5 protein-coding genes are annotated in these 9,009 nt (G+C 66.1%); all 5 read left to right on the forward strand.

Annotated features, from left to right (window positions below; all coding sequences use genetic code 11):
• Positions 1-110: 110 nt before the first annotated feature.
• A complete protein-coding gene (rpoC, locus tag LDO26_RS12235) occupies positions 111-4,370 on the forward strand; it encodes a DNA-directed RNA polymerase subunit beta' (protein WP_232131369.1) in 4,260 nt (1,419 codons plus the stop codon).
• 253 nt (positions 4,371-4,623) lie between these two features.
• On the forward strand, positions 4,624-4,998 hold the full coding sequence (gene rpsL, locus LDO26_RS12240; protein ID WP_024891235.1) for a 30S ribosomal protein S12: 375 nt from the start codon (positions 4,624-4,626) through the stop codon (positions 4,996-4,998).
• A 10-nt stretch (positions 4,999-5,008) separates the two neighbouring features.
• Positions 5,009-5,476 carry a 30S ribosomal protein S7 gene (gene rpsG, locus LDO26_RS12245; RefSeq protein WP_232131370.1) on the forward strand — a complete coding sequence of 156 codons (468 nt, stop codon included), beginning with the start codon at positions 5,009-5,011 and terminating at the stop codon, positions 5,474-5,476.
• A gap of 182 nt (positions 5,477-5,658) precedes the next feature.
• A complete protein-coding gene (gene fusA, locus LDO26_RS12250) occupies positions 5,659-7,746 on the forward strand; it encodes an elongation factor G (RefSeq protein ID WP_232131371.1) in 2,088 nt (695 codons plus the stop codon).
• Positions 7,747-7,836: 90 nt separating this feature from the next.
• Positions 7,837-9,009 (forward strand): elongation factor Tu (tuf, locus tag LDO26_RS12255; RefSeq protein WP_232131372.1); only part of this gene is annotated, 1,173 nt, incomplete at its 3' end.

The following is a 9,009-nucleotide window of genomic DNA, read 5'->3' on the forward strand; positions in this document are numbered from 1 at the left end:
GAGAAGCAGCGAAGCGCGCTTTCCCTGGTCCCCGGTCTCCGCCCCCTGACCCCGTTCCGTCCCTTATCCCTGGCCCCGGCCTCCGGCCTCCGGCCTCTCGGAGATACCAAATGAAAGACCTGCTCAACCTCTTCAACCAGCAGCGCCAGATCCCGGACTTCGACGCGATCAAGATCGCGCTCGCCTCGCCGGACCTGATCCGTTCCTGGTCGTTCGGCGAAGTCAAGAAGCCGGAAACCATCAACTACCGCACCTTCAAGCCCGAGCGCGACGGCCTGTTCTGCGCCGCGATCTTCGGCCCGACCAAGGACTACGAGTGCCTGTGCGGCAAGTACAAGCGCATGAAGCACCGCGGCGTGGTCTGCGAGAAATGCGGCACCGAAGTGACCCTGGCCAAGGTGCGCCGCGAGCGCATGGGCCATATCGACCTGGCCTCGCCGGTCGCCCACATCTGGTTCCTCAAGTCGCTGCCCTCGCGCATCGGCCTGATGCTGGACATGACCCTGCGCGACATCGAGCGCATCCTGTATTTCGAGGCGTTCGTCGTCACCGAGCCGGGCCTGACCCCGATGGAGCGCGGCCAGCTGCTCAACGAGGAGCAGTTCCTGCAGATGCGCCAGGAGCATGGCGACGACTTCGACGCCGCGATGGGCGCCGAGGCGGTATTCGACCTGCTGCGCACGATCGACCTGCAGGCCGAGATGGCGCGCCTGAAGGAAGAGATCGCCGCGACCGGTTCGGAGACCAAGCTCAAGCGCCTGACCAAGCGCATCAAGCTGGTCGAGGCCTTCATCGACTCGGGCAACCGCCCCGAGTGGATGATCATGACCGTGCTGCCGGTGCTGCCGCCGGACCTGCGTCCGCTGGTGCCGCTCGATGGCGGCCGCTTCGCGACGTCGGACCTCAACGACCTGTACCGCCGCGTCATCAACCGCAACAACCGCCTGCGCCGCCTGCTCGAGCTCAACGCGCCCGACATCATCGTGCGCAACGAGAAGCGCATGCTGCAGGAGTCGGTCGATGCGCTGATGGACAACGGCCGTCGTGGCCGTGCGATCACCGGCACCAACAAGCGTCCGCTCAAGTCGCTGGCCGACATGATCAAGGGCAAGCAGGGCCGGTTCCGCCAGAACCTGCTCGGCAAACGCGTCGACTACTCGGGCCGTTCGGTCATCGTGGTCGGCCCGACCCTGCGCCTGCACGAATGCGGCCTGCCGAAGAAGATGGCGCTGGAGCTGTTCAAGCCCTTCATCTTCGCCAAGCTGCAGCGCCATGGCCTGGCCACGACGATCAAGGCCGCCAAGAAGCTGGTCGAGCGTGAAGAGGCCGAGGTCTGGGACATCCTCGAAGAGGTGATCCGCGAGCACCCGGTCATGCTCAACCGCGCGCCGACGCTGCACCGCCTCGGCATCCAGGCGTTCGAGCCGGTACTGATCGAGGGCAAGGCGATCCAGCTGCACCCGCTGGTCTGCACCGCGTTCAACGCCGACTTCGACGGCGACCAGATGGCCGTGCACGTGCCGCTGTCGCTGGAAGCCCAGCTGGAAGCGCGCGCGCTGATGATGGCGTCGAACAACATCCTGTCGCCGGCCAACGGCGAGCCGATCATCGTGCCGTCGCAGGACGTCGTGCTCGGCCTGTACTACATGACCCGCGCGCTGGAGAACATCCCGGGCGAGGGCATGGTGTTCGCCAACATCGCCGAAGTGCGCCGGGCCTACGACAACAAGGCCGCCGGCCTGCACGCCAAGATCAAGGTCCGCATCATCCAGACCGTGATCGGCGAGGACGGCTCGCGCGAGAAGGTGACCTCGATCGTCGAGACGACCGTGGGTCGCGCGCTGCTGGTCGAGATCATGCCCGAGGGCCTGCCGTTCGAGCTGGCCAACGTCGAGCTGAACAAGAAGAACATCAGCCGCCTGATCAACGCCTGCTACCGCCGTCTGGGCCTGAAGGACACGGTCGTGTTCGCCGACAAGCTGATGTACACCGGCTTCGGCAACGCGACCCGCGCGGGCGTGTCGATCGGCATCAACGACATGACCATCCCGACCGAGAAGAAGGGCATCCTGGCCGAGGCCGAGACCGAGGTGCTGGAGATCCAGCAGCAGTACCAGTCGGGCCTGGTCACCGCCGGCGAGCGCTACAACAAGGTCGTCGACATCTGGTCGCGTACCAACGAGCGCATCGCCAAGGCGATGATGGACACCATTGGCACCGAGAAGGTGGTCAACGCCAAGGGCGAGACCATCGACCAGAAGTCGATGAACTCGCTGTACATCATGGCCGACTCCGGCGCGCGTGGTTCGCAGGCGCAGATCCGCCAGCTGGCCGGCATGCGCGGCCTGATGGCCAAGCCGGACGGCTCGATCATCGAGACGCCGATCATCGCGAACTTCCGCGAAGGCCTGAACGTGCAGGAGTACTTCAACTCCACCCACGGCGCCCGCAAGGGCCTGGCCGACACCGCGCTCAAGACCGCGAACTCCGGTTACCTGACCCGCCGCCTGGTCGACGTGGCCCAGGACGTGGTCATCACCGAGGTCGACTGCGGCACGCTCGACGGCCTGACCATGACCCCGATCGTCGAAGGCGGCGACGTGGTCGAGCCGCTGAAGGACCGCGTGCTGGGTCGTGTCGTGGCCGAGGACGTGTTCCTGCCGGGCGACGACGAGGATCCGGTGGTCACCCGCAACACCCTGCTCGACGAGCAGTGGGTGCAGAAGCTCGAGGAAGCCGGCGTCCAGTCGATCAAGGTGCGTTCGACGATCTCCTGCGAAAGCGCCTTCGGCGTCTGCGCACACTGCTACGGCCGTGATCTCGGCCGCGGCCACCTGGTCAACCAGGGCGAGGCCGTCGGCGTCGTCGCTGCGCAGTCGATCGGCGAGCCGGGCACGCAGCTGACCATGCGTACGTTCCACATCGGTGGCGCGGCGTCGCGTGCGGCCGCCATCGACAACGTGACGATCAAGACCACCGGCTCGGTGAAGTTCAACAACCTCAAGTTCGTCACCCACGCCAGCGGCAGTCTGGTCGCGGTGTCGCGTTCGGGCGAACTGTCGGTGCTCGACGGCCACGGCCGCGAGCGCGAGCGCTACAAGCTGCCCTACGGCGCCACCATCACCGTCAACGACGGCGATGCGGTCAAGGCCGGGCAGACGGTCGCGAACTGGGATCCGCACAACCACCCGATCGTCTCGGAAGTGGCGGGCTTCATCCGCTTTGTCGACTTCGTCGACGGCATCACCGTCATCGAGAAGACCGACGAGCTGACCGGCCTGGCCTCGCGCGAGATCACCGATCCCAAGCGTCGCGGCTCGCAGGGCAAGGACCTGCGTCCGATCGTGCGCATCGTCGACAAGGCCGGCAACGACCTCAACATTCCGGGCACCGACCTGCCGGCGCAGTACCTGCTGCCGCCGCGCTCGATCGTCAACCTGCAGGACGGCGACGCCGTCGGCGTGGGCGACGTGGTGACCAAGGTGCCGCAGGAAGCGTCCAAGACCCGCGACATCACCGGCGGTCTGCCGCGCGTGGCCGACCTGTTCGAGGCGCGCAAGCCCAAGGATCCCGCGATCCTGGCCGAGCGTTCGGGCATCGTCAGCTTCGGCAAGGACACCAAGGGCAAGCAGCGCCTGATCATCAAGGGCGCGGACGGCGAGGATCATGAAGAGCTGATCCCGAAGTACCGCCAGATCATCGTGTTCGAGGGCGAGCACGTCGAGAAGGGCGAGACCGTCGTCGACGGCGAGCCGAGCCCGCAGGACATCCTGCGCCTGAAGGGCGTCGAGGAGCTGGCCTCGTACCTGACCAAGGAAATCCAGGACGTCTATCGCCTGCAGGGCGTGAAGATCAACGACAAGCACATCGAGGTGATCGTCCGCCAGATGCTGCGCAAGGTCGAGATCACCGACCAGGGCGACAGCCGCTTCCTCAACGGCGAGCAGGCCGAGCGCCAGCGCGTCATCGAGGACAACGTCAAGCTCGAGGCCAAGGGCGAGCTGCCGGCGAAGTTCGACCCGGTCCTGCTGGGCATCACCAAGGCCTCGCTGGCGACCGAGTCGTTCATCTCCGCGGCCTCGTTCCAGGAGACCACCCGTGTGTTGACCGAGGCGGCCGTCCGCGGCACCCGCGACAACCTGCGCGGCCTCAAGGAGAACGTCATCGTCGGCCGCCTGATCCCGGCCGGTACCGGACTGGCGTACCACACCCAGCGCCGCCGCGCGGCGTCGGGCCTGACCGACTCCGAGATGGATGCGCTGTCGGGCAGCTCGCCGCTGGCCGCGGACGCGGCGCCGGCCGCGGCGCTGCCCGAGCAGGTCATGCTCGAGGACACGCCGGTAGCTGACAACGGCGACGACGCGCGTTAAGATAGGCGATTCATGGCGGCCCTGCGGGGCCGCCCAGACTCCGAAATGAGGCGCAGGACGCGGCTCGTATTCGGTCCAGGACGGACGGGAAGCTTCATGTCGGGCCGGGCCACGCATGGCCGGCCGGCGGCGGTATCAGCTCGCGTTGACGCACTCCGTCGGCGCGGGCTATACTTATTCGTCTGGCAGACGGGTTTTCCGTCTGCCTTCGTTTTCACCGGGCCACGGCCCGAAACCACAGAACCCGAGACTGATGGCAACGATCAACCAGCTGGTGCGGAAGCCGCGCAGCCCCGAAACCTACAAGAGCACGTCGCCCGCGCTGGCCAACTGCCCGCAGCGTCGCGGCGTGTGCACGCGCGTGTACACCACGACCCCGAAGAAGCCGAACTCGGCGCTTCGCAAGGTCGCCAAGGTGCGCCTGACCAACGGCTACGAGGTCATCTCGTACATCGGCGGCGAGGGCCACAACCTGCAGGAGCACTCCGTGGTCCTGATCCGCGGCGGCCGCGTCAAGGACCTGCCGGGTGTGCGTTACCACACCGTCCGTGGTTCGCTCGACGCCGCCGGCGTCGCGAAGCGCAAGCAGGCACGTTCGAAGTACGGCGCCAAGCGTCCGAAGGGCTGAGGAATAGACAATGTCGCGTAAAGGAAACACCCCGCAGCGTTCGGTGCTGCCCGATCCCAAGCACAGCAGCGAGACCATCGCGCGCTTCATCAACATGGTCATGAAGAGCGGCAAGAAGTCCGTCGCCGAGAAGATCGTCTACGGCGCCATGGACGTCATCGGCGAGAAGAACGGCGATCCGCTGGAGCTGGTCGAGAAGGCGCTGGGCAACATCTCGCCGTCCGTCGAGGTCAAGTCGCGTCGTGTCGGCGGCGCCACCTACCAGGTGCCGGTCGAAGTGCGCCAGTCGCGCCGCATGGCGCTGGCGATGCGCTGGCTGATCGAGTCGGCGCGCAAGCGCGGCGAGAACAGCATGCCGCGCAAGCTGGCGGCCGAACTGATCGACGCGTCCGAGAACCGTGGCGGCGCGATCAAGAAGCGCGAAGAAACCCACCGCATGGCGGAAGCGAACAAGGCGTTCGCGCACTACCGCTGGTAAGCGGATCCGCGGGCCCCGGTTGATTCCGGGGCCTGCCGGCACCATCCAGGTGTCCCTGGCGGCCTCCGCGCCGCACGCAGGACTCGAACGCCGCCGCAAGGCGGCATTCGTCCATTCAAGCGATTCCATCGCGAAGGTCGCCGGTTCACAGGCAACCTCCCCAATTCAAACGAGAGACTGACGTGGCTCGCACGACTCCCATCGAACGCTACCGCAATTTCGGCATCATGGCCCACATCGATGCCGGCAAGACCACGACCTCCGAGCGCATCCTGTTCTACACCGGCGTCAGCCACAAGATCGGTGAAGTGCACGACGGCGCCGCCACCATGGACTGGATGGAGCAGGAGCAGGAGCGCGGCATCACCATCACCTCGGCGGCCACCACGGCGTTCTGGAAGGGCATGGACAAGTCGCTGCCCGAGCACCGCTTCAACATCATCGACACCCCCGGCCACGTCGACTTCACGATCGAGGTCGAGCGTTCGCTGCGCGTGCTCGACGGCGCGGTGTTCGTGCTGTGCGCGGTCGGCGGCGTGCAGCCGCAGTCCGAAACCGTGTGGCGCCAGGCCAACAAGTACCAGGTGCCGCGTCTTGCGTTCGTCAACAAGATGGACCGCACCGGCGCCAACTTCAACAAGGTAGTCGAACAGCTGAAGTCGCGCCTCGGCGCCTATGCCGTGCCGATGCAGGTGCCGATCGGCGCCGAGGACGGTTTCGAGGGCGTGGTCGACCTGCTCAAGATGAAGGCGATCCACTGGGATACCGCCTCGCAGGGCACGGTGTTCGAATACCGCGAGATCCCGGCCGAGCTCGCCGACGTCGCGGCCGAAGCGCGCAGCTTCATGGTCGAGGCCGCCGCCGAGGCGACCGAAGAGCTGATGGACAAGTACCTCAACGAGGGCGAGCTGTCCGAGGACGAGATCATCGCGGGCCTGCGCGAGCGCACCCTGAAGGTCGAGATCGTGCCGGTGTTCTGCGGTACCGCGTTCAAGAACAAGGGCGTGCAGGCCATGCTCGACGGCGTGATCCAGCTGCTGCCGTCGCCGGCCGACCGTCCGCCGGTGCAGGGCGTCGACGACGACGAGAAGGAAGACACCCGGACCGCCGACGACAAGGCGCCGTTCTCGGCGCTCGCGTTCAAGATCATGACCGATCCGTTCGTCGGCTCGCTGACGTTCTTCCGCGTCTACTCGGGCGTGCTCAACTCCGGCGACCAGGTCTACAACCCGGTCAAGTCGAAGAAGGAGCGCGTGGGCCGCATCCTGCAGATGCACTCCAACAACCGCGAGGAGATCAAGGAAGTCCGCGCCGGCGACATCGCCGCGGCCGTGGGCCTGAAGGACGTGACCACCGGCGATACGCTGTGCGCGCAGGACCACATCATCACCCTCGAGCGCATGACGTTCCCGGAGCCCGTCATCTCGATGGCGGTCGAGCCCAAGACCAAGTCGGACCAGGAGAAGATGGGCATCGCCCTGGGTCGCCTGGCGCAGGAGGATCCGTCCTTCCGCGTGCGCACCGACGAGGAATCCGGCCAGACCATCATCGCCGGCATGGGCGAGCTGCACCTGGACATCCTCGTCGACCGCATGAAGCGCGAGTTCAACGTCGAAGCCAACGTCGGCAAGCCGCAGGTCGCCTACCGCGAGACCATCCGCAAGGCGGTCAAGTCGGAAGGCAAGTTCGTGCGCCAGTCGGGCGGCAAGGGCCAGTTCGGCCACGTGTGGCTGGAGATCTCGCCGCAGGAGCCGGGCACCGGCTACGAGTTCGAGAACGCGATCGTCGGCGGCGTCGTGCCGAAGGAATACATCCCGGCGGTCGACAAGGGCATCCAGGAAGTGCTGGCCAACGGCATCATGGCCGGCTATCCGATCGTCGACGTCAAGGTCAAGCTGGTCGACGGTTCGTACCACGAGGTCGACTCGTCGGAAATGGCGTTCAAGATCGCCGGCTCGATGGGCTTCAAGGAAGGCTTCAACAAGGCCTCGCCGGTGCTGCTCGAGCCGATCATGAAGGTCGAGGTCGTCACCCCCGAGGAATACCTCGGCGACGTGATGGGCGACGTCAGCCGTCGCCGCGGCATCCTGCAGGGCCAGGACGACAGCCCGTCGGGCAAGGTCATCAACGCGATGATCCCGCTCGGCGAGATGTTCGGCTACGCCACGCAGCTGCGTTCGATGTCGCAGGGCCGCGCGACCTTCACCATGGAGTTCGACCACTACGCGGAAGCCCCGGCCAACATCGCCGAGACCATTACCAAGAAGTGATTCGTGATCCGGGACCCGTGCGCCGAAAGCGCACGGATCCCGGCGTTCACCAATCACGAATCACACATCACGAATTACGGAGTTCAGACAATGGCAAAGGGTAAGTTCGAGCGCACCAAGCCCCACGTGAACGTGGGCACGATTGGTCACGTGGATCACGGCAAGACGACGCTGACGGCGGCGCTGACGAAGATCGGTGCGGAGCGTTTCGGCGGTGAGTTCAAGGACTACTCGTCGATCGACGCGGCGCCGGAAGAGAAGGCGCGCGGGATCACGATCTCGACGGCGCACGTGGAATACGAGAGCCCGACGCGCCACTACGCGCACGTGGACTGCCCGGGGCACGCCGACTACGTGAAGAACATGATCACGGGTGCGGCGCAGATGGACGGCGCGATCCTGGTGTGTTCGGCCGCGGACGGCCCGATGCCGCAGACGCGCGAGCACATCCTGCTGTCGCGCCAGGTGGGCGTGCCGCACATCGTGGTGTTCCTGAACAAGGCGGACATGGTCGATGACGCGGAGCTGCTCGAGCTGGTCGAGATGGAAGTGCGCGAGCTGCTGACCAAGTACGAGTTCCCGGGCGACGACACCCCGATCATCCACGGTTCGGCGCGTCTGGCGCTGGAAGGCGACCAGAGCGAGATCGGCGTGCCGTCGATCCTGAAGCTGGTGGAAGCGCTGGACACGTTCATTCCGGAGCCGGAGCGTGACGTGGACAAGCCGTTCCTGATGCCGGTCGAGGACGTGTTCTCGATCTCGGGTCGCGGCACGGTGGTGACGGGCCGCATCGAGCGCGGCATCATCAAGGTCGGCGACGAAATCGAGATCGTGGGCATCCGTCCGACGCAGAAGACCACGGTCACGGGCGTGGAGATGTTCCGCAAGCTGCTGGACCAGGGCCAGGCGGGCGACAACGCGGGCCTGCTGCTGCGCGGCACCAAGCGTGACGACGTGGAGCGCGGCCAGGTGCTGTGCAAGCCGGGTTCGATCAAGCCGCACACCGACTTCGAGGCGGAGGTGTACGTGCTGTCGAAGGACGAGGGTGGCCGTCACACGCCGTTCTTCAAGGGCTACCGTCCGCAGTTCTACTTCCGCACGACCGACATCACGGGTGCGGTGGAGCTGCCGGAAGGCGTGGAGATGGTGATGCCGGGCGACAACGTGAAGATGGTGGTGTCGCTGATCAACCCGGTGGCGATGGACGAGGGCCTGCGCTTCGCGATCCGCGAGGGCGGCCGCACCGTCGGCGCCGGCGTCGTG

The organism is Proluteimonas luteida, from assembly GCF_021191695.1.
In the GTDB taxonomy this organism is placed as follows: Bacteria; Pseudomonadota; Gammaproteobacteria; order Xanthomonadales; family Xanthomonadaceae; genus Luteimonas; species Luteimonas luteida.